General features: G+C 33.6%; 20 protein-coding genes, 1 riboswitch and 1 other annotated feature. Of the genes, 14 read left to right on the top strand and 6 right to left on the bottom strand.

Annotated features, from left to right (window positions below; all coding sequences use genetic code 11):
• Positions 1-37: 37 nt before the first annotated feature.
• The 5 genes from rsmG to rpmH all read right to left on the bottom strand — a co-directional run bounded on the left by rsmG (position 38) and on the right by rpmH (position 4,939).
• Positions 38-757 carry a 16S rRNA (guanine(527)-N(7))-methyltransferase RsmG gene (gene rsmG, locus CD121_RS01450; protein ID WP_017636719.1) on the bottom strand — a complete coding sequence of 240 codons (720 nt, stop codon included), beginning with the start codon at positions 755-757 and terminating at the stop codon, positions 38-40.
• The gene (gene mnmG, locus CD121_RS01455; protein ID WP_029056639.1) at positions 757-2,634 is read right to left on the bottom strand and encodes a tRNA uridine-5-carboxymethylaminomethyl(34) synthesis enzyme MnmG; all 1,878 of its coding nucleotides are present in this window, start codon (positions 2,632-2,634) and stop codon (positions 757-759) included. Before mnmG ends, rsmG begins: the two co-directional genes overlap by 1 nt.
• A gap of 84 nt (positions 2,635-2,718) precedes the next feature.
• Entirely contained in the window at positions 2,719-4,098 is a 1,380-nt protein-coding gene (gene mnmE, locus CD121_RS01460) for a tRNA uridine-5-carboxymethylaminomethyl(34) synthesis GTPase MnmE (protein WP_029056640.1), read from the bottom strand.
• A 166-nt stretch (positions 4,099-4,264) separates the two neighbouring features.
• Positions 4,265-4,612 carry a ribonuclease P protein component gene (rnpA, locus tag CD121_RS01465; RefSeq protein ID WP_017636722.1) on the bottom strand — a complete coding sequence of 116 codons (348 nt, stop codon included), beginning with the start codon at positions 4,610-4,612 and terminating at the stop codon, positions 4,265-4,267.
• A 189-nt stretch (positions 4,613-4,801) separates the two neighbouring features.
• Positions 4,802-4,939 carry a 50S ribosomal protein L34 gene (rpmH, locus tag CD121_RS01470; RefSeq protein ID WP_000240855.1) on the bottom strand — a complete coding sequence of 46 codons (138 nt, stop codon included), beginning with the start codon at positions 4,937-4,939 and terminating at the stop codon, positions 4,802-4,804.
• A gap of 745 nt (positions 4,940-5,684) precedes the next feature.
• Here rpmH and dnaA point away from each other — a divergent pair.
• The 6 genes from dnaA (at position 5,685) to gyrA (ending at position 14,844) form a co-directional block, all read left to right on the top strand.
• Positions 5,685-7,049, top strand: coding sequence for a chromosomal replication initiator protein DnaA (gene dnaA / locus CD121_RS01475; RefSeq protein ID WP_017636723.1), 1,365 nt, complete (start codon positions 5,685-5,687; stop codon positions 7,047-7,049).
• A 321-nt stretch (positions 7,050-7,370) separates the two neighbouring features.
• Positions 7,371-8,504, top strand: a complete 1,134-nt coding sequence (gene dnaN, locus CD121_RS01480) for a DNA polymerase III subunit beta (protein WP_017636724.1) — start codon at positions 7,371-7,373, stop codon at positions 8,502-8,504.
• Between the two features lie 325 nt (positions 8,505-8,829).
• Positions 8,830-9,075 carry a S4 domain-containing protein YaaA gene (gene yaaA / locus CD121_RS01485; RefSeq protein WP_176745273.1) on the top strand — a complete coding sequence of 82 codons (246 nt, stop codon included), beginning with the start codon at positions 8,830-8,832 and terminating at the stop codon, positions 9,073-9,075.
• The gene (recF, locus tag CD121_RS01490; RefSeq protein ID WP_108000074.1) at positions 9,072-10,187 is read left to right on the top strand and encodes a DNA replication/repair protein RecF; all 1,116 of its coding nucleotides are present in this window, start codon (positions 9,072-9,074) and stop codon (positions 10,185-10,187) included. Before yaaA ends, recF begins: the two co-directional genes overlap by 4 nt.
• A gap of 9 nt (positions 10,188-10,196) precedes the next feature.
• Positions 10,197-12,131, top strand: coding sequence for a DNA topoisomerase (ATP-hydrolyzing) subunit B (gene gyrB / locus CD121_RS01495; protein ID WP_026083451.1), 1,935 nt, complete (start codon positions 10,197-10,199; stop codon positions 12,129-12,131).
• 37 nt (positions 12,132-12,168) lie between these two features.
• The gene (gyrA, locus tag CD121_RS01500; protein ID WP_126567328.1) at positions 12,169-14,844 is read left to right on the top strand and encodes a DNA gyrase subunit A; all 2,676 of its coding nucleotides are present in this window, start codon (positions 12,169-12,171) and stop codon (positions 14,842-14,844) included.
• A 100-nt stretch (positions 14,845-14,944) separates the two neighbouring features.
• Here gyrA and CD121_RS01505 read toward each other — a convergent pair whose 3' ends face one another.
• The gene (locus CD121_RS01505) at positions 14,945-15,757 is read right to left on the bottom strand and encodes an NAD(P)H-hydrate dehydratase (protein WP_017636729.1); all 813 of its coding nucleotides are present in this window, start codon (positions 15,755-15,757) and stop codon (positions 14,945-14,947) included.
• A 346-nt stretch (positions 15,758-16,103) separates the two neighbouring features.
• On the opposite strand from CD121_RS01505, the gene hutH reads away from it, so the two are divergent.
• From hutH to rplI, 8 genes are all read left to right on the top strand, one after another.
• Complete coding sequence (gene hutH, locus CD121_RS01510) at positions 16,104-17,603, top strand: histidine ammonia-lyase (protein ID WP_029056645.1); 1,500 nt, start codon at positions 16,104-16,106, stop codon at positions 17,601-17,603.
• Positions 17,604-17,681: 78 nt separating this feature from the next.
• Positions 17,682-17,899: a binding site (T-box leader), on the top strand.
• 84 nt (positions 17,900-17,983) lie between these two features.
• A complete protein-coding gene (gene serS, locus CD121_RS01515) occupies positions 17,984-19,270 on the top strand; it encodes a serine--tRNA ligase (protein ID WP_017636731.1) in 1,287 nt (428 codons plus the stop codon).
• A 332-nt stretch (positions 19,271-19,602) separates the two neighbouring features.
• Positions 19,603-20,295 (top strand): AzlC family ABC transporter permease, encoded by a 693-nt coding sequence (locus CD121_RS01520; protein ID WP_017636732.1) that lies wholly within the window; start codon positions 19,603-19,605, stop codon positions 20,293-20,295.
• A complete protein-coding gene (locus tag CD121_RS01525) occupies positions 20,292-20,621 on the top strand; it encodes an AzlD domain-containing protein (RefSeq protein WP_017636733.1) in 330 nt (109 codons plus the stop codon). Before CD121_RS01520 ends, CD121_RS01525 begins: the two co-directional genes overlap by 4 nt.
• 103 nt (positions 20,622-20,724) lie before the next feature.
• A riboswitch (SAM riboswitch) is annotated at positions 20,725-20,830 on the top strand.
• A 65-nt stretch (positions 20,831-20,895) separates the two neighbouring features.
• Positions 20,896-21,861, top strand: coding sequence for a homoserine O-acetyltransferase MetX (gene metX / locus CD121_RS01530; protein WP_126567329.1), 966 nt, complete (start codon positions 20,896-20,898; stop codon positions 21,859-21,861).
• Between the two features lie 139 nt (positions 21,862-22,000).
• A complete protein-coding gene (locus CD121_RS01535; protein ID WP_026083452.1) occupies positions 22,001-22,942 on the top strand; it encodes a YybS family protein in 942 nt (313 codons plus the stop codon).
• A gap of 14 nt (positions 22,943-22,956) precedes the next feature.
• On the top strand, positions 22,957-24,924 hold the full coding sequence (locus CD121_RS01540) for a DHH family phosphoesterase (RefSeq protein WP_108017019.1): 1,968 nt from the start codon (positions 22,957-22,959) through the stop codon (positions 24,922-24,924).
• A complete protein-coding gene (rplI, locus tag CD121_RS01545) occupies positions 24,921-25,367 on the top strand; it encodes a 50S ribosomal protein L9 (protein ID WP_017636737.1) in 447 nt (148 codons plus the stop codon). Before CD121_RS01540 ends, rplI begins: the two co-directional genes overlap by 4 nt.
• Positions 25,368-25,389: the final 22 nt, after the last annotated feature.

A 25,389-nucleotide genomic window follows, 5' to 3' on the forward strand; every position in this document is an offset into this window, starting at 1 on the left:
ATTCGCTCCCTCTCATTTATTTCTATATCATCACATCTTACTTTTCAAGTAAAGGGGATTTATTGGGTGTACCGGGTTTTCTCGGGTATTTCTTAGATGTTTGTCGTCGTTTATCAATGACAATCATTTGTCTTTCTCCTGCATCTTCTGGTAATTCAAAGTTAAACGTCTCTTTCACGTTACCACCTAACACATTAATCGCAAACTTGGCTTCATCTAACTCTTCTTCGCCTTTAGATGATTTTAAAGCTATAAATTGTCCGCCTTTTTTAACTAATGGTAAGCATAATTCACTTAGTACTGTTAAACGGGCTACAGCACGAGCAGTAACGATATCGTAAGACTCCCTGTAGTCTCCTTTACCAAATGTTTCTGCGCGATCGTGAACAAAACTTACATCCTGTAGTCCTAAAGCATCTGCTAAGTGGTTTAAAAATTGAATACGTTTATTTAATGAATCAACAATAGTAACTTTTAATTCAGGAAAAATAATTTTCAATGGAATACTAGGGAAACCTGCACCTGCACCCACATCACATAAAGTTAATGGTCCATTAAAGTCGTAATAAAAACTAGGTGTAATGGAATCATAAAAATGTTTTAAATAAACACCATGTTCATCGGTAATACTTGTTAAATTCATTTTTTCGTTCCATTCAACAAGTAACTGATAATATGTCTGAAATTGTTCTTTTTGAGTGTTAGATAATTCGATGTCGTGTTCTTTTAATTTCTCAGATAGCCATTCTATACTCATTATTGATTCACCCTTTGAAGTTTACCTTGTTCTAAATACACAAGTAAAATTGAAATATCTGCTGGATTTACACCTGAAATTCTTGATGCTTGTGCAATGTTTAATGGTTTAACTTCAGCTAATTTTTCTCTTGCTTCAGAAGCTAAGCTATCCACTTTACTATAATCTAAGTCTTCAGGTATTTTCTTTTTCTCCATGCGTTTTACTTTTTCAACTTGTTGTAATGATTTATTGATGTAACCTTCATATTTAGTTTGAATTTCAACTTGTTCTTCAACATCTGAAGGTAATTGATGGTCTTCTTCTAAAATTTCTAGAATAGTATTGTAAGTCATTTCTGGTCTGCGTAATAAATCAATTGCTAAAATACCATCTTTAAGTTTAGAACCATTATTTGCTTCAATTATAGATTGAGTATGTTCATTTGGTTTAATACGAATTTCAGTTAATCTTTGAATTTCATCTTTAATTTGTTGACGTTTATGGTTGAATTTTTCATAACGTTCGTCAGAAATCATACCTAATTCATAACCTAAATCAGTTAAGCGTAAATCAGCATTATCATGACGTAGCAATAAACGATATTCTGCACGTGATGTTAATAAACGATATGGTTCGTTAGTTCCTTTAGTTACTAAGTCATCAATTAAAACGCCGATATAAGCGTCAGAACGACTTAAGATAACTTCCTCTTTACCTAATACTTTCGCAGCAGCATTAATTCCTGCCATAATACCTTGTCCAGCCGCTTCTTCATAACCAGAAGTACCATTGATTTGACCTGCAGTATAAAGGTTTTTAATTTTTTTAGTTTCAAGTGTTGGCCATAATTGAGTTGGAACAATTGCATCATACTCAATAGCATAACCTGCACGCATCATGTCTGCTTTTTCTAGGCCTGGGATTGTTTCTAACATTTGTCTTTGAACATGTTCAGGTAGACTTGTTGAAAGTCCTTGTACATAAACTTCATTAGTATTACGTCCTTCTGGCTCTAAGAATAGTTGATGACGTGGTTTGTCATTGAAACGTACAAATTTATCTTCAATTGAAGGACAATATCTTGGTCCAGTCCCTTTAATCATACCTGAGTACATTGCTGATAAATGTAAGTTATCATCAATAACTTGATGCGTTTTATCATTTGTATAAGTTAACCAACATGGTAATTGATCTAAAATGTATTCAGTTGTTTCATAACTGAATGCACGTCCAACTTCATCACCTGGTTGGATTTCAGTTTTTGAATAATCAATTGTTTTAGAATTTACACGTGGTGGTGTACCTGTTTTAAATCGTACAACTTCGAAACCTAATCCTCTTAAGTTATCTGCTAATGTCACAGATGGTAATTGGTGATTAGGACCACTTGAATATTTCATATTACCAAGAATGATTTCACCGCGTAAGAATGTACCTGTTGTTACAACAACAGCTTTAGAACGGTATTCAGTACCAATATTTGTACGTACACCTTTAACTTCTTCATCTTCAATAATTAATTCATCTACCATACCTTGCATGATATCTAAATTTTCTTCGTCTTCAAGGACATTTTTCATTTCTTGTTGGTATAGTACTTTATCTGCTTGGGCACGTAATGCTCTTACAGCAGGTCCTTTACCAGTATTCAGCATACGCATTTGGATATGCGTTTTATCTATTGCTTTTGCCATTTGTCCACCTAATGCATCTATTTCACGTACAACTATTCCTTTAGCTGGGCCGCCAACAGATGGGTTACATGGCATAAAAGCGATATTATCTAAATTGATTGTTAACATTAATGTTTTAGCGCCACGTCTTGCTGATGCTAAACCTGCTTCAATACCTGCATGGCCTGCACCAATTACAATTACATCATATTCTTGAACCAATTGTTTAACCTCCTTATTAATCGTAAATCTATATACATCTCACATTTTGATTTTATTTTTGACTGCCTTTAATCATGTAAATCCTTATTTTCCTAAGCAAAATTGACTAAATAATTGATCGATAAGTTCGTCACTTGCTGACTCACCTATAATTTCACCTAGTATTTCCCAAGTGCGTGTTAAATCGATTTGTACCATATCCATCGGAATACCAGATTCTGCCGCATCAATCGCATCTTGAATAGACTGTCTTGCTTGTTTAAGTAATGAAATATGTCGTGAATTTGATACGTATGTCATATCTTGGTTTTGAACATCTCCACCAAAGAATAGATCTCTGATTTGTATCTCTAATTCGTCAATACCTTCTTGTTTTAACATAGACGTTTGAATTAATGGTGTGTCACCAATCATTTCTTTTACTTCATTTATATCTAAATTCGTTTCTAAATCTGTTTTATTGATAATAACAATGACATCTTCATTTTTAACGACATCATATAATGTTTGGTCATCTTCTGTTAATGCTTCATTATTATTTAATACAAATAAGATTAAATCTGCCTGACTAAGTGCTTTACGGGATCGTTCAACACCTATTTTTTCAACAATATCTTCAGTATCTCGAATACCTGCTGTATCTACTAATCGTAATGGTACGCCTCTGACGTTAACATATTCTTCAAGTACGTCACGTGTGGTACCAGCTACTTCAGTCACAATCGCTTTATTGTCTTGAATAAGGTTATTTAACATGGAAGACTTACCTACGTTTGGTCGACCTACAATAACAGTTGAGAGCCCCTCTCTCATAATTTTACCTTGAGCACCTGTTTCTAGTAATTGATTAATTTCTTGTTTTATACGTTTAGATTGTTGTAATAAAAACTCTGTGGTTGCATCTTCTACATCGTCATACTCAGGATAATCAATATTCACTTCTACTTGGGCGAGTATCTCTAATATTGATTGACGTTGACGTTTAATTAAATCACTTAAACGACCTTCAATTTGATTCATCGCCACTTTAGAAGCACGATCTGTTTTAGAACGAATAAAATCCATTACTGCTTCTGCTTGAGATAAGTCAATTCTTCCATTTAAGAAAGCTCGTTTTGTATATTCACCTGGTTCAGCAATACGTGCACCATGTGTCATTGTTAATTCTAAAATACGATTAATTGTTAATATACCGCCATGACAATTGATTTCGATGATATCTTCTCTAGTAAAAGTTTTAGGTGCCCTTAAAACTGAAATCATAACTTCTTCAACTGTTTCATTAGTATCCGGATCAATAATATGACCGTAATTAATTGTATGTGAATCTACTTCTGCTAATTTTTTCTTACCTTTATATAACTTATCGCCAATTTCAATTGCTTGTGGACCTGAGAGTCTCACAATACCAATTGCACCTTCACCCATTGGCGTTGAAATACTAGTTATTGTATCAAAATCCATTGTTAGGCTGGCCTCCTTATTCAAGTAAATTTTCAATATTATATTGTAAATTGTTTCTTTTTAAAAAGCTATTATCTTGTTTTTAAATAGACAGGTTAGACTTAGGGTTGTCTGAGGTTAGACTGATGTACGTCTAAAAGTCCGTCCCTTTTTTCTTTCCCCTACCCTACTTAATCTTCTTATTAAATACTTTAGCTATTTTGAGAACATGTTCTAAGCTTCCTTGTATTTCTAATGTCGACATATTTTTTGCAGGATGTCTTGCAATAACTATAATATCTTTCGAGATCATATCTTGTTTATGAACTTTAAAATTTTCTCTTATCGCTCTCTTAATTCTATTTCTTGTGACAGCATTTCCTATCTTTTTTGAAACACTAATGCCTAAGCGAAAATGTTCTTGTTCACTATTGTCATAGGTATATACAACAAATTGTCTATTTGCAACAGACTTTCCTTTTTTATATATCTTTTGAAAATCTGAGTTCTTTTTTATACGGTACGCTTTTTCCACCAAACATCACTCGCTTATTAAATTCTCTTACTGCATTATTATAACTCATTTCATTTTTTAACTAAAAATAAACCAGCATTTATCGGGAAAACGCTGATTTCAATTGAAGTCTAGTTGTATCATTTGTCTAAAGTTAGTTAGCTTTTCTTATTCTAAACGAAAAAAAAGACCACTGATGAGTCAGTGATCTTATGCAGATAATACTTTACGGCCTTTACGACGACGACGCGCTAAGACTTTACGGCCATTTTTAGTGCTCATGCGTTTTCTGAAACCATGAACTTTACTATGTTTACGTTTATTTGGTTGATAAGTACGTTTTACCATGCAAAACACCTCCATCTTTATTAAGTTATCTAACATCTCCAGGATTAAACTTCCTGATAAATTTCATAGATAGATAAATTGTTAAAGTGTGTAACTATTAATGTAATAGCAACAAAACTTATATATAAGAGATACCTCTTATTGACTGACTGCTATAAGAAATTCTTGGTTTAATATACTTATTATCTAGTCATATTTCAAGCAACTACTACAATATAACAAATTACTACTTATAAAGCAAGCTCATTTTAAATACGCTATTACGATTTAATCTTAACCGTAATTAGTGATTTTTTATTTCCTTAAAAACATAGCCTCTTATTCATATTCATTTTTCATACAGCTTTATAAATTATTTCCCAAACTGTTATAGTCCCTTGTTTTCATTATTAATAAGTATGACGTTGAGTTATCCACTTATCAACAGTGATTCGTGTTTTCTGTGTGGATAATTACTATACTATGCACAAGTTTACACATCTTTTACGAACATATTCACAGTCATTTGACATCTATCTGACTGAAAAAGTATAATTGTGTGGATAAGTCGTTTAATCATTGATTTTATAAGGATTTATTTATTAGATTTATATACAAAAAGTCTGTGAACAAATCATAGTATGAATTAAGTTATCCACTGTCTGTGATTAACTTGTGGATAATTATTAACATGCTGTGATTATTTTTATCCACGGCTGTTATTTTTGTGTATAACTAAAAATTTTTGAGAAAGATGGAGTTATTTATGTCTGAAAAAGAAATTTGGGAAAAAGTATTAGATCTTGCCAAAGAACGAATTTCAAAAATAAGCTTTGATACCTTCGTAAAAGATACGCAACTCTATTCACTCCAAAATGACGAAGCCATCGTATTAGTAAGTGAATCATTTAATGCGAGTTGGCTAAATCAAAAATATAGTGAGATTATGCAAAGCATCATATATGACGTCATTGGTTATGAGGTTAAACCACATTTTATAACTGAAGAAGAATTGTCTAAATATATGAACCCAGATCAAAAACAACCTGAACCAACTTCTACTAAAGAACAAACAACTTCACATAATGTTGAAAACCCAGGTGGTATCGAACAATTTAATACACATAATACGTTTGATACATTTGTTATTGGTCCAGGCAACCGCTTCCCACACGCAGCCAGTTTAGCCGTAGCTGAAGCACCAGCAGAAGCATATAATCCTTTATTTATTTATGGTGGAGTTGGATTAGGAAAGACCCATCTTATGCATGCGATTGGGCATCATGTTTTAAGTAATAATCCTAATGCTAATGTGATTTATACATCTAGTGAGAAATTTACGAATGAATTTATTAAATCTATTCGTGATAATCAAGGTGATGCATTTAGAGAGAAATACCGTAATATCGACGTATTATTAATCGACGATATTCAGTTCATCCAAAATAAGGAACAAACCCAAGAGGAATTTTTCCATACATTTAATGAGCTACATAATAATAGTAAACAAATAGTTATTTCAAGCGATCGCCCACCTAAAGAAATCTCTAAACTATCAGATAGACTTCGTTCACGTTTCGAGTGGGGTTTAATTGTGGATATCACACCACCAGACTACGAAACACGAATGGCTATTTTACAGAAAAAGATAGAAGAAGAAAATTTAGATATACCAATGGAATCTCTAAACTATATTGCTAATCAAATTCAATCCAATATTCGTGAACTCGAGGGTGCACTAACACGTTTGTTGGCTTATTCACAACTTCAAGGTAAACCAATAACAACTGAATTAGCTGCTGAAGCTTTAAAAGATATTATTCAAGCACCTAAATCTAAAAAGATTACAATTCAAGATATTCAGAAAGTGGTAGGTCAATACTACAATGTACGTATTGAAGACTTTAGTGCTAAAAAACGTACTAAATCCATTGCCTATCCAAGACAAATCGCGATGTATCTTTCAAGAGAACTAACAGATTTCTCATTACCTAAGATTGGGGAAGAGTTCGGCGGTCGTGATCATACTACTGTGATTCACGCTCACGAAAAAATTGTAAATGATATTAAAGCAGATCCAACATTCAAACAAGAAGTAGAGAATTTAGAGAAAGAAATTAGAAATCAATAGTTGGGAAATAATTTTAAATATTAAGCTGTTATAATACAGCTATAATTTAAGATTGAATTTAACTCTAAAAGGGAATAATTACATCGAATATTTTATTTCGCTTATTTTTTCTTTTATAAAGCTAACAGAGATAATCAACTTGTGGATTGTGGACAATGTTGAAAAGGTGTACACAGTATACACACTTTATCCACATGTGTATAACTTTGGCACATCAGACTTAATGTCACTTATCCACTAATTCACAAGCCCTACTACTATTACTATGAATTTAAAACCTATATAATTATATATAAACGACTGGAAGGAGTTTAAATTTTAATGATGGAATTCACTATTAAAAGAGATTATTTTATTAATCAATTAAACGATACACTAAAAGCTATTTCACCAAGAACTACATTACCTATACTTACAGGTATTAAAATCGATGCTAAAGATAATGAAGTCATCTTAACTGGTTCAGATTCTGAAATCTCAATTGAAATCTCAATCCCTAAACAAGTAGATGGTGAAGATATTGTAGATATATCAGAAACTGGTTCAGTCGTACTTCCTGGTCGTTTCTTCGTTGATATTATCAAAAAGTTACCAGGAAAAGACGTTAAATTATCTACTAATGAACAATTCCAAACACTAATTACATCAGGTCATTCTGAATTTAACTTAAGTGGTTTAGATCCAGATCAATATCCATTATTACCTGAGGTATCTAGAGATGATGCAATTCAATTATCTGTAAAAGTATTAAAAAATATCATTGCACAAACGAATTTTGCAGTGTCCACCTCAGAAACACGCCCAGTACTAACTGGTGTGAACTGGCTTATACAAGATAATGAATTAATATGCACAGCAACTGACTCACACCGCTTGGCTGTAAGAAAGTTGAAATTAGAAGATACATCTGAAAACAAAAATGTCATCATTCCAGGTAAAGCATTATCTGAATTAAATAAAATTATGAGTGACACTGACGAAGATATTGATATTTTCTTTGCGTCTAACCAAGTGTTATTCAGAGTAGGACATGTCAATTTCATTTCTCGTTTACTTGAAGGTCATTATCCTGATACAACTCGTTTGTTCCCTGAAAACTATGAAATTAAGTTAGGTATTAACAACGGTGAGTTCTATCACGCAATTGATCGTGCCTCATTATTAGCAAGAGAAGGCGGCAATAATGTTATCAAGTTAAGTACTGGAAACGAATTAGTTGAATTGTCTTCAACATCTCCAGAAATCGGTACTGTTAAAGAAGAAGTGACAGCAACTGATGTTGAAGGTGGAAATCTTAAAATTTCTTTCAACTCAAAATATATGATGGATGCCTTAAAAGCCATTGATAATGACGAAGTTGAAGTTGAATTCTTCGGTACGATGAAACCATTTATCTTAAAACCGAAAGATGACGATTCAGTAACACAACTTATATTACCGATTCGTACTTACTAAAATATGTTATAGATCAAAAGTAAAAAAGCTGAGACACAAATATTTGTCTCAGCTTTTTTATTTTATTTGAGTTTTAAAGTGTGTGAGCCTCTGTATAAGCTTAAGAAAAAAATTTTAGGAGGAATTTATCGTTTCAGAAAAAACGAAGCAAATATTGCCTTTAAAATTAAAAAAAGATAATGTAACTCTCGAAAATCGTATTAAAATGTGCTTTAAAAATAAAAATAGAAAATTATCACATTAAGTAAACGTTTACTTTCTTTGTTTTACATGAAATTTAAGCGCAAAACAGGTATAATATATTAATGACATAAAAAGAAATGGAGTGATGAATTTGATTCAAGAAGTTGTTGTAGAAGGTGACATTACTTTAGGTCAATTTCTGAAAACAGAAGGTATTATTGAATCAGGTGGACAAGCGAAATGGTTCTTACAAGATTTCGAAGTTTTAATCAATGGGCAACGTGAAGTAAGACGTGGCAAAAAATTAGAACATCATGACCGTATCGATATACTTGAATTACCTGAAGATACAGGTGCCTTTTTAATCATTCACCAAGGTGAACAATGAAACTAAATACACTCCAATTGGAAAACTATCGTAACTATGAAGAAGTTACAATCGATTGTCATCCTGAAGTGAATATTCTCATTGGCGAGAATGCACAAGGAAAGACGAATCTCCTTGAATCAATTTACACTTTAGCTTTGGCAAAAAGCCATAGAACTTCAAATGATAAGGAACTCATACGTTTTGATTCTGAGTATGCTAAAATAGAAGGTGAGCTAAATTATAGACATGGCACAATGCCACTAACGATGTTCATTACTAAAAGAGGTAAGCAAGTTAAAGTTAACCACTTAGAGCAAAGCCGACTAACACAATATATCGGACATCTAAATGTGGTGCTTTTTGCGCCAGAAGATTTAAACATCGTTAAAGGAGCACCTCTAGTACGTCGTCGTTTTATAGACATGGAGTTGGGACAAATTTCAGCTGTCTATCTAAACGACCTTTCTCAATATCAACGTATTTTAAAACAAAAGAATAATTACCTTAAACAATTACAAATTGGAAATAAGACTGACACAACTATGCTAGAAGTCTTAAATGAGCAATTTGCAGAGTATGCGTTGAAGGTAACGTTACGTCGAGAACATTTTATTAAAGAATTAGAACAATTAGCTCAACCCATACATGCAGGTATTACAAACGAGCGTGAGCAATTAGCGCTCAAATATTTACCAAGTTTGAAAATAAGCAACCATGACCAATCGGAATCAGAAATGCTTGAAGAAGTGTTGGCGTTACTTAATGACAATCTTCAAAGAGAAAAAGACCGCGGTGTAAGTCTGTTTGGACCTCATCGTGATGACTTAGGTTTTAATGTTAATGGCATGGATGCACAAACATATGGGTCACAAGGACAGCAGAGAACAACTGCATTGTCTATTAAGCTAGCAGAAATTGAATTAATGAATATAGAAGTTGGAGAATATCCAATTTTATTATTAGATGATGTGTTAAGTGAGCTAGATGATTCTCGACAAACACATTTATTAAGCACAATTCAACATAAAGTACAGACATTTGTAACTACGACATCCGTAGACGGTATTGATCATGAAATCATGAATAACGCTAAGTTATACCGTATTAATCAAGGTGAAATTATAAAGTAACAGAAAGTGATGGTGAATACATTGTCAGATGTAAACAACAATGATAATTATGGTGCTGGCCAGATCCAAGTACTAGAAGGACTGGAAGCGGTTCGTAAACGACCTGGTATGTATATCGGTTCAACTTCAGAAAGAGGATTGCACCACTTAGTATGGGAAATTGTTGATAATAGTATTGACGAAGCATTAGCAGGTTATGCTGATGAAATTAACGTAACAATTGAAAAAGATAATTGGATTAAAGTTACTGACAATGGACGTGGGATTCCAGTTGATATTCAAGAGAAAATGGGACGCCCAGCAGTTGAAGTTATCTTAACTGTACTTCACGCCGGAGGTAAATTCGGTGGCGGTGGATATAAAGTCTCAGGTGGTTTACATGGTGTTGGGTCATCTGTAGTAAACGCCTTATCAGAAGACTTAGAAGTATATGTACATCGTAACGAAACAGTTTACCACCAAGCTTATAAAAAAGGTGTACCACAATTTGATTTAAAAGAAGTTGGTAGCACTGATAAGACAGGTACAGTCATTCGTTTTAAAGCAGATAGTAGTATCTTTACTGAGACAACTGTTTACAACTATGAAACATTACAACAACGTATTCGTGAATTAGCTTTCTTAAACAAAGGAATTCAAATCACTTTAACTGACGAACGTGATGAAGATGAAATAAGACAAGACTCATATCACTATGAAGGTGGTATTAAGTCTTACGTAGAAATGTTAAATGAAAATAAAGAACCGATTCACGGTGAGCCAATTTATATTCATCAATCTAAAGACGATATCGAAGTAGAAATTGCGATGCAATATAATAAAGGCTACGCAACTAACTTATTAACATATGCTAATAACATTCATACTTATGAAGGTGGTACACATGAAGATGGTTTCAAACGAGCATTAACACGTGTACTAAACAGTTATGGTATGAGTAGTAAAATTATCAAAGAAGATAAAGATAGACTTTCAGGTGAGGATACACGTGAAGGTTTAACAGCTATTGTTTCTATCAAACATGGTGATCCTCAATTCGAAGGTCAAACTAAAACGAAATTAGGTAACTCAGAAGTACGTCAAGTAGTAGATAAATTATTTGCTGAATACTTTGAACGTTTCTTATATGAAAATCCTAATGTGGCTAGAATTATTGTTGAAAAAGGTATTATGGCATCTCGTGCGCGTGTAGCAGCTAAAAAAGCACGTGAAGTCACACGTCGTAAATCAGCTTTAGAAATTTCAAGTTTACCTGGTAAACTTGCTGATTGTTCAAGTAAAAACCCAGAAGAAAGTGAAATATTTATTGTCGAAGGTGACTCTGCCGGTGGGTCTACAAAATCAGGACGTGACTCAAGTACACAAGCAATATTGCCATTAAGAGGTAAAATCCTTAACGTTGAAAAAGCACGTTTAGATCGTATTTTAAATAACAATGAAATTCGTTCTATGATTACTGCATTTGGTACAGGTATTGGCGGAGAATTTGATATTTCAAAAGCACGTTATCATAAAATTATTATTATGACAGATGCCGATGTAGACGGTGCGCATATTAGAACATTATTATTAACATTCTTCTATCGTTTTATGAGACCACTTATAGAAGCGGGCTATGTATACATTGCACAACCGCCATTGTTTAAATTAACACAAGGTAAACAAAAATATTACGTCTTTAACGAGAGAGAATTAGATAAATTAAAAGAAGAATTGAATCCAACACCTAAATGGTCAATTGCACGTTACAAAGGTCTTGGTGAAATGAACGCTGATCAATTATGGGAAACAACAATGAATCCAGAACATCGTGCAATGCTTCAAGTATCTTTAGAAGATGCGATTGATGCCGACCAAACATTTGAAATGTTAATGGGAGATGTTGTTGAAAATCGTAGACAATTTATCGAAGATAACGCAGTCTATGCCAACCTAGATTTCTAAGTAGAAATGAACTGAACTTTTGAAGGAGGATCTCTTGATGGCTGAATTACCTCAATCAAGAATTAATGAACGAAATATAACCAATGAAATGCGCGAATCATTTTTAGACTATGCAATGAGTGTTATCGTTTCTCGTGCATTGCCAGACGTCAGAGACGGATTGAAACCAGTTCATCGTCGTATTTTATACGGATTAAATGAACAAGGTATGACACCAGACAAATCTTATAAAAAATCAGCACGTATTGTTGGGGACGTAATGGGTAAATATCACCCCCATGGTGACTCATCAATTTATGAAGCAATGGTAAGAATGGCACAAGAATTCAGTTATCGTTATCCATTAGTTGATGGACAAGGTAACTTTGGTTCTATGGATGGTGATGGAGCTGCTGCCATGCGTTATACCGAAGCACGTATGACTAAAATCACTTTAGAACTTTTACGTGACATCAATAAAGATACAATTGATTTTATTGATAACTATGATGGTAATGAAAGAGAGCCGTCAGTCTTACCTGCTCGTTTCCCTAACTTATTAGTAAACGGTGCTGCAGGTATCGCGGTTGGTATGGCAACAAATATACCACCACATAATTTAACTGAAGTCATTGATGGTGTCTTAAGTTTAAGTAAGAATCCAGACATCTCTATTAGCGAATTAATGGAAGATATCCAAGGTCCTGATTTTCCTACTGCAGGTCTTATCTTAGGTAAAAGTGGTATTAGACGTGCTTATGAAACAGGTAGAGGTTCTATACAAATGCGTTCACGTGCTGAAATCGAAGAACGCGGTGGCGGTCGTCAACGTATCGTAGTTACAGAAATACCTTTCCAAGTAAACAAGGCACGTATGATAGAGAAAATTGCTGAACTTGTTCGTGATAAGAAAATCGATGGTATTACTGATTTACGTGATGAAACAAGTTTACGTACAGGTGTAAGAGTTGTTATTGATATTCGTAAAGATGCAAATGCTAGCGTTATATTAAATAACTTATATAAACAAACACCATTACAAACATCATTTGGTGTGAATATGATTGCCCTAGTTAATGGCAGACCTAAACTAATCAATCTTAAAGAAGCATTAGTACACTACTTAGAACATCAAAAAACAGTCGTACGTAGACGTACTGAATATAACTTAAGAAAAGCCAAAGATCGTGCGCATATTTTAGAAGGTTTACGTATAGCGCTAGATCATATCGATGAAATTATTACGACAATTCGTGAATCTGAAACAGATAAAGTCGCAATGGAAAGCTTGCAAGAACGATTTAAATTGTCTGAACGACAAGCACAAGCCATCTTAGACATGCGTTTAAGACGTCTGACTGGTTTAGAAAGAGACAAAATTGAATCAGAATATAACGATTTATTAGCATACATCGATGAATTAGAAGCTATTCTAGCGGACGAAGAAGTGTTATTACAATTAGTTCGTGACGAATTAACAGAGGTTAAAGAACGTTACGGTGACGAACGTCGTACAGAAATTCAACTTGGTGGCTTAGATGACATTGAAGATGAAGACTTAATCCCAGAAGAACAAATTGTTATTACTCTAAGTCATAATAACTATATTAAACGTCTCCCTGTATCTACATATCGTGCACAAAACCGTGGCGGTCGTGGTGTACAAGGTATGAATACTTTAGAAGAAGACTTCGTGAGTCAATTGGTTACGTTAAGTACACACGATAACGTCTTATTCTTTACAAATAAAGGACGCGTATACAAACTTAAAGGCTATGAAGTACCAGAACTTTCTCGTCAATCTAAAGGTATTCCAATTGTGAATGCCATTGAACTTGAAAATGATGAAAGTATTAGTACAATGATAGCTGTTAAAGACTTAGAAAGAGAAGATAACTACTTAGTATTTGCTACTCGTAAAGGTATCGTTAAACGTTCATCATTAAGTAATTTCTCTCGTATTAACAAAAACGGTAAAATCGCGATTAACTTTAAAGAAGATGATGAGTTAATAGCGGTTAGACTGACAGATGGTGAAGAAGATATCCTTATCGGTACAGCACATGCATCATTAATTCGCTTCTCTGAAAAAGCGTTACGTCCACTTGGTCGTACAGCAGCAGGTGTGAAAGGTATTACCTTACGTGAAGGTGACGAAGTTGTTGGCTTAGACGTTGCTCATGCTAATAGCGAAGACGAAGTGTTAGTTGTTACTGAAAATGGTTACGGTAAACGTACACCAGTTAGTGAATACCGATTATCTAATCGTGGTGGTAAAGGTATTAAAACTGCAACGATTACAGAACGTAATGGTAATATCGTATGTATTACTACAGTAACAGGTGAAGAAGACTTAATGGTTGTAACAAACGCAGGTGTGATCATTCGTCTTGATGTACATGATATTTCTCAAAATGGACGTTCTGCACAGGGTGTTAGACTTATGCGTTTAGGTAACGAACAATTCGTTTCTACAGTTGCTAAAGTAAAACAAGAAGACGAAGCAGATGTAGAAGATGAGAACGAAGAAAGTACTCAAAATAATCAAACTGGACCTAGCAATGAAGAAGTCATTGAAGGTGGCGCACCTGGTCAAGCTATTCAAACAGAAGTTACTGACGAAGAACAAGATAATTCAGATAACGATGAACGTATCGATGTAAGACAAGACTTTATGGATCGTGTCAATGAAGACATTGAAAATGATTCAGACGAAGATAATGAAGAAGAATAAAATTAAAATATAGACTAAAAATAAGACTTCCCTATAATAAGGGAAGTCTTATTTTGTGTTATATATGATTGAAATCGGACTTTAAGAAATATCTTATATCCTATTCTTCTAATTGCTTCATAGCAAATGGGATTTCATTAATTAAACGAGATGGTGGTACCACATACATCTTTTCTGATAACTTTTCGCCAATATAACTATGTGTATATGTGGCACTCATTACCGCTTCTTTAATACTATCAAATTGTCCTACAAAACTAGTAATCATACCAGCTAGTGTATCACCCATACCACCAGTAGCCATTGCTGGACTACCGATAGCTAATTTATAATCTTCATTTCTAAAGAATATCTCAGTACCATGTTTTTTAAGTACCACTGTAGCCCCTAATTGATTTACCGCTTCACGGTTACGTTCATATGTTTGTTCATCAATTGGAATACCACTTAATCGTTCCCATTCCTTTTGATGAGGCGTGAAGATAACACGACATGATGGTAATTGAGGTTTAAGTTTACTAAAGATAGTAATTGCATCACCATCGACGATTAAATTCTGATGAGGTTGAATATTTTGTAGTAGGAAAGTAATCGCATTATTCCCTTTAAAGTCTACGCCAAGTCCTGGACCAATTAAGATACTATCAGTCATTTCTATCATTTTAGTAAGCATCTTAGTGTCATTAATATCAATTACCATGGCTTCTGGACATCTAGAATGTAATGCTGCATGGTTTGTTGGATGCGTCGCAACAGTGATTAATCCACTACCACTAAATACACATGCACGTGCCGCTAACATAATTGCACCGCCTAAATTGGCAGAGCCACCAATTAATAGAATTTTACCGTAATCGCCTTTATGAGTATCTTCTTTTCTTTTGGGGATATTAACCGTATCTAAAGTTTCCATCTACCTAAACCTCCTTTTACCGGTATTATCTATTTGATTTAACAGTACTTACCGGGTTCAAATTTTTAATTAATATATAGTTGTAGCCTAATACATTTACTTATGAAAAAGGCTTACTCATTTCAAATACAATAGAAAATACTATACCTGTAATAGACTTTCGTCAATAGGTATTTAAGAAATATAACAGTCTACTTCATACATCAAAATTAAAATATTTTAGCGTATTAAATAATTAAATTGGTAATGTAATACAAAAATTATAAAAGGTATTGTTTATGTAAAAATGAAAACGTATACTTTTTACTAATAGAAGTTTTAATTCTACAAAAAGGGAGCTGTTTCTATGACTTTATTTTTAAATGGAGATGCTTTAACGATTGAAGATATCAAACAATTATTACACCAAGATTTAAAAATTGAAATTACAGAAGAAGCATTAGAAAGAGTTAAAAAAAGTAGAAGTGTAGTAGAAGGAATTATTAATAATAATGAAACGATTTATGGTATTACAACTGGTTTCGGTCTATTTAGTGATGTGCGTATTGATTCTACGCAATATAATGATTTACAAGTCAATTTAATACGTTCACATGCATGTGGTATGGGTGAACCCTTCTCTGAAGAAGTATCGCTCGTTATGATGATTTTACGTTTAAATACATTATTAAAAGGACATTCCGGTGTAACATTAGAATTAGTTGATCAATTACAATATTTTATCAATGAACGTATTATACCTGTGATTCCACAACAAGGTTCATTAGGTGCTTCTGGTGACTTAGCGCCTTTATCCCATTTAGCATTAGCGCTTATCGGTGAAGGTCTTGTATATTATAAAAATGAAGAAGTAGACAGTCGATATGTCTTAAATGAATTAGGAAGAACACCATTACATTTACAAGCAAAAGAAGGATTAGCCTTAATCAATGGTACACAAGCTATGACAGCTCAAGGCGTTATCAACTATATAGAAGCGGAAGATTTAGGATACCAAGCAGAATGGGTTGCTTCATTAACTCACCAAGCATTAAACGGTATCATTGATGCATATGACCATAGAGTGCATACCGTTAGAAATAGTCAAGAACAGGTTGATGTAGCTGCACGTATGCGTGACTGGTTATCAGATTCTCAATTAACGACAAGACAAGCTGAAATTCGCGTTCAAGATGCATACTCTTTACGTTGCATTCCACAAATTCATGGCGCTAGCTATCAAGTGTTTAATTATGTAAAAGAAAAGTTAGAGTTTGAAATGAATGCCGCTAATGATAATCCTCTTATATTTGAAGAAGATGGTGAAACTACAGTTATTTCTGGAGGTAATTTCCATGGCCAACCGATTGCATTTGCTTTAGATCATTTAAAACTAGGTGTGAGCGAACTAGCAAACGTTTCTGAGCGACGTGTTGAACGTTTAGTTAATCCACAACTTAATGGAGATTTACCAGCATTTTTAAGTCCAGAGCCTGGATTACAAAGTGGTGCGATGATTATGCAATATGCAGCAGCAAGTTTAGTTTCTGAAAATAAAACATTAGCTCATCCAGCGAGTGTAGATTCTATCCCTTCTTCAGCTAACCAAGAAGACCATGTTTCAATGGGAACTATCGCCTCAAGACACGGTTATCAAATGATTGAAAATGCGAGAAGAGTTATTGCAATTGAATGTATTATTGCCTTACAAGCTGTCGAACTTAAAGGTATAGAAGGATTATCACCAAAAACACGTGCTAAATATGACGAATTTAGAAATATTGTGCCATCTATTAAACAAGACAGACAATTCCATAAAGATATAGAAGCTGTATCCCAGTATCTAAAGGATAGTGCATATCATTAAGATCAGTTAAATAAAATTATTGAATTTTAAAATAACTTGAAAATTACAAAAAACTTTGCTATATTGTGAGTAAGTTAATAAAATATTGTTCGTAGGCCAAGTAGTATTAATGATGGATTTCAGAGAGCTTGTGGTTAGTGAGAACAAGTAATCCACTTTAATGTGAATCTACCTACATATAGTGAACAACCGGTGAATAACCGTTATTTTAGTTAAGTGCAGATAAAGTAATATCTTTGTTAGATATTTTCTTTGTTTGTTAAATAGGGTGGCAACGCGTAGACCACGTCCCTTGTTGGGGCGTGGTCTTTTTGTATGCTTTTATACATAGTTGTCACGCTAAATATAAATTATAGGAAATGGGAAAGGATGAGGGTTTCATGTTAGATATTAAACTTTTTAGAACTGAGCCAGATAGAGTTAAGAGCAAAATTGAATTAAGAGGAGACGACCCTAAAGTAGTCGATGAAGTATTAGAATTAGACGAAAAACGTCGTACTTTAATCAGCAAGACAGAAGAAATGAAAGCACAACGTAATAAAGTAAGTGAAGAAATTGCTCAGAAGAAACGTAATAAAGAAAACGCTGATGACGTTATTGCTGAAATGCGTCAATTAGGTGATGATATTAAAGAATATGATACACAATTAAATGAAATTGATAATAAAATGACTGACATTCTTGTCCGTATTCCTAACCTTATCAATGATGATGTACCTCAAGGTGATTCAGATGAAGAAAATATTGAAGTTAAAAAATGGGGTACACCACGTGAATTTGATTTTGAAGCTAAAGCTCACTGGGATATCGTAGAAGATCTTAAAATGGCTGATTTTGATCGTGCTGCTAAAATCTCTGGTGCACGTTTCGTATACTTAACAAGAGATGGCGCACAATTAGAACGTGCTTTAATGAACTATATGATTACTAAACATACAACTCAACATGGTTACACTGAAATGATGGTTCCTCAATTAGTTAACTCTGATACTATGTTTGGTACAGGACAATTACCTAAATTCGAAGAAGACTTATTTAAAGTAGAAAAAGAAGGATTATACACAATCCCAACTGCTGAAGTACCTTTAACTAACTTCTACCGTGATGAAATTATTCAACCAGGCGTATTACCTGAAAAATTCACTGGACAATCTGCATGTTTCCGTAGTGAAGCGGGTTCAGCTGGTAGAGATACAAGAGGTTTAATTCGTTTACACCAATTCGATAAAGTTGAAATGGTACGTTTCGAAAAACCTGAAGATTCTTGGGATGCTTTAGAAGAAATGACATCAAACGCTGAAGCTATCTTAGAAGAATTAGGTTTACCATACCGTCGTGTGATTCTTTGTACTGGAGATATCGGATTCAGTGCTAGTAAAACATATGACTTAGAAGTATGGTTACCAAGCTACAATGATTACAAAGAAATTAGTTCTTGCTCAAACTGTACTGATTTCCAAGCACGTCGTGCAAATATCCGTTTCAAACGTGATAATGCAGCTAAACCTGAATTAGCGCATACGTTAAATGGTAGTGGTTTAGCTGTAGGTCGTACATTCGCAGCAATCGTTGAGAACTACCAAAATGAAGATGGTACTGTAACAATCCCTGAAGCCTTAGTACCATTCATGGGTGGTAAAACTCACATTCAAAAGCCAACTAAATAATAAGATTGTTTGCGAATAAATAGTAAACATGCGTGGTAATGAAGAGCCATCATTGCCACGTATTTTTTTATGCCATTTTATATATGAAGTGGGGTAGGGGAGCATTAAATTTAAAAAATATCTGTAATTATATGCGGGTAAGTCTAAATATTTATTGAAAATTCTGTCATATATTAAATATCGTTATGACAACGTTTGTAAAAGGAAGTTTGTCTAACGTCACACATACAGTAGTCTAAAAATATTGCCGTTTTGTGAATTGTATATTAGACTTGAATTTATTATTTACGATCTTATAAATAGAGTGAAAAAAGGGGGCGACACATACATATATGACACATCTCACATTTAGACAAGGCGTGAAAGAATGTATTCCAACTTTATTTGGATATGCAGGCGTAGGTATTTCGTTTGGAATTGTTGCCGCATCTCAAAAGTTTAGTTTGTTAGAAATTATTTTACTTTGTTTAATTATTTATGCAGGTGCTGCCCAATTTATTATTTGTGCTTTAGTAATTGCGGGTACACCTATAACTGCGATAGTATTAACAACATTTATTGTGAATTCACGCATGTTTCTATTGAGTATGACTTTAGCACCCAATTATAAATCTTATAGTTTATGGAATAGAGTTGGTTTAGGGTCACTCGTAACCGATGAAACATTTGGTGTTGCCATCACGCCATATTTAAAGGGAGAATCAATTAATGATCGATGGTTACATGGCTTAAATATTACTGCATATTTATTTTGGACATTTTCATGTGTGGTTGGGGCGCTCTTTGGAAAATATATTTCCAACCCAGAAATGTTAGGACTAGACTTTGCTATTACTGCTATGTTCATCTTCTTAGGTATCGCTCAATTTGAATCGGTTAAGAAATCTAAAATTAATATTTATCTTGTTTTAATTCTATTCGTTATTGTGATGATGCTAGCATTAAGCTTTGTTATGCCATCATATGTAGCGATTATTATTTCAGCAGTCGTCGCTTCTGCACTTGGGGTGGTGATGGATAGATGATGACAGATACGCATATGTTAGTTGTAATCATATTATGTGGTGTAGTTACACTATTGGTTAGAATTATTCCATTTATGATGATTTCACGAGTTAGTTTGCCAGATGTTGTGATACGATGGCTTTCATTTATTCCTATTACACTTTTTACAGCACTCGTTTTAGACGGCATCATTCAACAACATGAGGGTAGTGTAGGATACACTTTAAATATTCCATTCATTATTGCTCTTATACCTACAGTACTTTTAGCAATTTTAACGAGAAGTCTAACTTGGACTATTTTAGGTGGTATTGCCTTTATAGCGATTTTAAGATATTTTATTTAACATTTTCTTCGTATCATATTGAATTTCAAATTCGAGTTAGTTAAACTTTAAGTAATTAGAATGTTTTGATAATTATCGTTTTTCTTAAAAACTTAATCATAAAACCTTATTCAGAGAAGTTGAGGGACTTGGCCCGTAGACGCTTCAGCAACCGGCTACAAATATTAAGAGTACGGTGCTAAAACCAACGATTACTCGAATGATAAGTACTGAACCGCTTCTTACTTTTCAAAGAGTAAGAAGCTTTTTTATTTAAAGGAGGATGGATTGATATATGTCGAATTATATTGTTGATACATTACATTTAGGCGAATTCACGACTGAGTCAGGAGAAACAATACAAGATTTGAAACTAAGATATGAACATGTAGGTTATCCTGGACAACCATTAGCACTAGTCTGTCATGCGCTAACTGGTAATCATTTAACATATGGTACTAATGACAATCCAGGTTGGTGGCGTGAAATTATTGATGGTGGATATATGCCAATTAATGATTATCAATTTTTAACATTTAACGTCATTGGCAGTCCGTTTGGTTCAAGTTCAAAATTTAACGATAAGCACTTTCCTAATCATTTAACATTAAGAGATATAGTTCGTGCCCTTGAAAAAGGGATAGCAGCATTAGGATTTAATAAAATTGATATATTGATTGGTGGAAGCTTAGGTGGTATGCAAGCGTTAGAATTTCTTTATAATCAACGTTTTCCTGTGAATAAAGCGGTCATACTAGCCGCTACTGAAAAAACGTCATCATATAGTCGAGCATTTAATGAAATTGCAAGACAAGCCATTCATATCGGAGGCAAGAAAGGTTTAAGTATTGCTCGTCAATTAGGGTTCTTAACTTATCGTTTTTCGAAAAGTTATGATCAGCGATTCACTCCAGAAGAAGTTGTCAATTACCAACAACATCAAGGGGATAAATTCAAAGAATCATTTGATTTATCATGCTATTTAACACTGCTAGATGTCTTAGATAGTCATAATATTGATAGAGGTAGAGATGATGTTGATGAAGTGTTCAAATCACTAGATACTAAAGTCTTAACAATGGGATTTATTGATGATTTATTATACCCTGACGATCAAGTGTTAGCTGCCGGGCAACGATTTAAATATCATCGTCACATTTTCGTACCAGATAATGTTGGACATGATGGCTTTTTACTAAACTTTGAAACTTGGGCACCTAATCTATATTACTTTTTAAATTTAAAACAAATAAGACGTTAGTTAACTAACTTGAAGTAGTAATTAGAATAAATATTTTTAATAGGAAGCATGCGAGAAATCACCCTTCGTAAATGACTATAGTACTTTATTGTTTATTTTTTTCAAAGAGGTTAAAATAGTAGTTATAGTCAAAAAAAGTATGGGAGTGGCGTGTGTGTTTTCAAAAATACAACCTAAAGCAACTATTATAGGGACTTTAGTATTAGCGATAGTAGCTTTAGTAACACATGTATTACCTATTCTCGGCTTAATTTTATGTTTATTTGCAACAATCCCAGGTGTCGTGTTATGGAATAAATCTATTCAATCATTTGGAATTAGTGCTTTAGTAACAGTTATAATTACAACCTTATTAGGTAATACATTCGTCTTAAGTATCATGGTTCTAGTGATTTTAACAAGTTTAATCATTGGACAATTACTTAAGGAAAGAGCAACAAAAGAAAGAATTTTATATGTAACAACGGTATCTCTAAGCTTAATGACATTGATAGGATTCATGTTATTACAAGTATTTGAAAAAATACCAAGAGCAACCGCATTAGTTAACCCTGTTAAAGAAACCGTACATAACGTTTTATTAACAAGTGGAGCAAATGCTGATTATAGACAGATGCTTGAAGAAAGCATCCGCAAAATGACGGTCCAACTCCCAAGTTATCTCATTATTATCGTTTTCCTTATCGTTTTAATTAATCTGATTATAACATTTCCAATCCTACGTAAATTCAAAGTAGCGACGCCTATATTCAAGCCATTGTTTGCTTGGCAAATGAATCGTACGCTATTAACAATCTATATTATTGATTTAATTTGCGTGATGTTTGCGACTCAACCAAATACTTTCCAGAGTATCGTTTTGAACTTTGAAGTTGTGTTATCATTAGTGATGTACATTCAAGGGATGAGCGTCATTCATTTCTTCGGGAAAGCGAAACGATTACCGAATGTAGTAACAGTTATATTAATGATTTTAGGAACATTATTAACACCTATGACACACATTGTAGGATTAATTGGTGTCATTGATTTATGTATTAATTTAAAACAACTAATGAATAACAATAATAATAAAAAGTGATGAGAGGTGGAAAAATGAACCGTCAATCCACTAAAAAAGCTTTGCTCATACCTTTTATTGTAATGGCATTAACAGCCATTGCCTTAGTCGTCGTTTGGTTTATATTTAACCAAATTATCGCAGGTATAGCGGCAGGAGTACTACTAGTGATGTTGATTGCTAGTGGATTCTTGTTGAGACAAGCTTTTATGAAAATGGACAATTACGTGGATGATTTAAGTGGCCATATTACAACGAGTAGTAATAAGGCAATTAAACACTTGCCAATCGGGATGATTGTATTAGATGAAAATGACCATATTGAATGGGTTAACCAATTTATGTCTGAACATCTAACAACAAACGTGATTTCAGAATCGGTTAATGAAGTATTTCCCAATATTTTAAAGCAATTAGAGAAAGTTCAAGAAATTGAAATTGAACACGAAAATTATCATTTCAGAGTACGTTATTCTGATAATGAACATTGTTTATACTTCTTTAATATTACAGAAGAGGTACAAACAAATCAGTTATATGAAGATTCTAAACCAATTATCATGACATTATTCTTAGATAACTACGATGAAATCACGCAAAATATGAACGATACACAACGTTCTGAAATTAACTCTATGGTTACACGAGTAATCAGCAGATGGACTTCAGAATATGGTATCTTCTTTAAACGTTATAATTCAGATCAATTCGTAGCATATTTAAACCAAAAGATTTTAGCAGAAATTGAAAACTCAAATTTCAATATTCTAAGTCAATTACGTGAAAAAAGTGTCGGCTACCGCGCGCAACTTACATTAAGTATAGGTGTTGGTGAAGGTACTGAAAATCTTATTGACCTTGGTGAATTATCACAATCAGGCTTAGACTTAGCATTAGGCCGTGGTGGTGACCAAGTTGCTATTAAAAATATGAATGGTAACGTACGTTTCTATGGTGGTAAAACTGACCCAATGGAAAAACGTACACGTGTAAGAGCGCGAGTTATTTCACATGCATTAAAAGATATCTTAACTGAAGGCGATAAAGTTATCGTTATGGGACATAAACGACCAGACTTAGACGCTATAGGCGCAGCAATCGGTGTATCTAGATTTGCATTAATGAATAATTTAGAAGCTTATGTTGTGTTAAATGAATCAGATATCGACCCAACATTGCGTCGTGTTATGGATGAAATTGATAAGAAACCAGAACTTAAAGAACGTTTCATTACGTCAGATGATGCATGGGACATGATGACTTCGAAAACAACAGTCGTTGTCGTTGATACACATAAACCAGAAATGGTCTTAGATGAAAATGTATTAAACAAAGCTAACCGTAAAGTAGTCATTGATCACCATAGACGAGGCGAAAGCTTTATTTCTAATCCTTTATTGGTATATATGGAACCTTACGCAAGTTCAACAGCAGAACTTGTAACAGAGTTATTAGAATATCAACCAACAGAACAACGCTTAACAAGACTTGAATCAACAGTAATGTATGCTGGTATTATTGTAGATACACGTAACTTTACATTACGTACAGGTTCAAGAACGTTTGATGCGGCAAGCTATTTACGTGCTCATGGTGCAGATACAATCTTAACGCAACACTTCTTAAAAGATGATGTTGATACGTACATTAATCGTTCTGAATTAATTAGAACAGTAGAAGTACAAGATAATGGCGTTGCAATTGCCCATGGATCTGACGATAAGATTTATCATCCTGTTACAGTTGCACAAGCAGCCGATGAGTTGTTAAGTTTAGAAGGTATAGAAGCTTCTTATGTAGTCGCGAAACGTGAAGATAATTTAGTTGGTATATCTGCCCGTTCATTAGGTGCTGTTAACGTTCAGTTAACTATGGAAGCCTTAGGTGGCGGTGGACACTTAACTAACGCAGCGACTCAATTAAAAGGTGTCTCAGTTGAAGAGGCTATCGCACAATTACAACAAGCTATAACAGAACAAATGAGTAGGAGTGAAAACGCATGAAAGTAATTTTTACACAAGATGTTAAAGGTAAAGGTAAAAAAGGCGAAGTTAAAGATGTACCAGTAGGTTATGCAAATAATTTCTTATTAAAAAATAATTACGCTGTAGAAGCGACTCCTGGTAACTTAAAACAATTAGAACAACAAAATAAACGTGCTGAAGCAGATAGACAACAAGAGATTGAAGATGCAAAAGCATTAAAAGAAAAATTAGCAAATATCGAAGTTGAAGTATCTGCTAAAACTGGTGAAGGCGGCAAATTATTTGGTTCAGTAAGTACGAAACAAATTGCTCAAGCACTTAAAGATCAACATGATATTAAACTTGATAAACGTAAAATGGATTTACCACAAGGTATCCACACATTAGGTTATACAAATGTACCTGTTAAATTAGATAAAGAAGTTGAAGGTACAATTCGTGTGCATACAGTAGAACAATAAGATGGATTGAAATAGAGGTGTG

The sequence above is a fragment of the Staphylococcus pasteuri genome, assembly GCF_003970495.1.
In the GTDB taxonomy this organism is placed as follows: domain Bacteria; phylum Bacillota; class Bacilli; order Staphylococcales; family Staphylococcaceae; genus Staphylococcus; species Staphylococcus pasteuri.